The 355-nt window shown below is 49.9% G+C and carries 1 protein-coding gene; it reads left to right on the forward strand.

Translation table 11 applies throughout. From position 1 onward, the window contains the following. Window positions 1–53: 53 nt before the first annotated feature. Window positions 54–355: NUDIX hydrolase (locus HBA93_RS19495; RefSeq protein WP_221724394.1), on the forward strand; the 302-nt coding region annotated here is incomplete at its 3' end.

The following is a 355-nucleotide window of genomic DNA, read 5'->3' on the forward strand; positions in this document are numbered from 1 at the left end:
GATTTTGACCATGCCGGACAAAAACGCGTGATTGATAGTTTTGTAATCCCTGTATGAGTCATATCAGCAATGTCCTGCTCTATCGCAACGGACAAATCCTGTTAGGCAAAAGATCACCGCACCGCCGGACATACCCGAATTGCTGGGCATTGTTCGGCGGACATCTAGAGAGTGGTGAAACACCCGACCAGGCTGCAATCCGTGAGCTGCGGGAAGAACTGAATATACAGATCTCAGAACTGCATTTTTTGCAGCAGTTCGCGACCGCGCACATCACCATAACCATTTATGCCTGTTGCAACTGGCACGGTGAACCCCGATTGCTTATAGCATCTCCAGCAAAAGTGCGAAGCGG

Origin of the sequence: Ochrobactrum sp. SFR4, assembly GCF_019730395.1 — a bacterium.
Classification (GTDB): Bacteria; Pseudomonadota; Alphaproteobacteria; order Rhizobiales; family Rhizobiaceae; genus Pseudochrobactrum.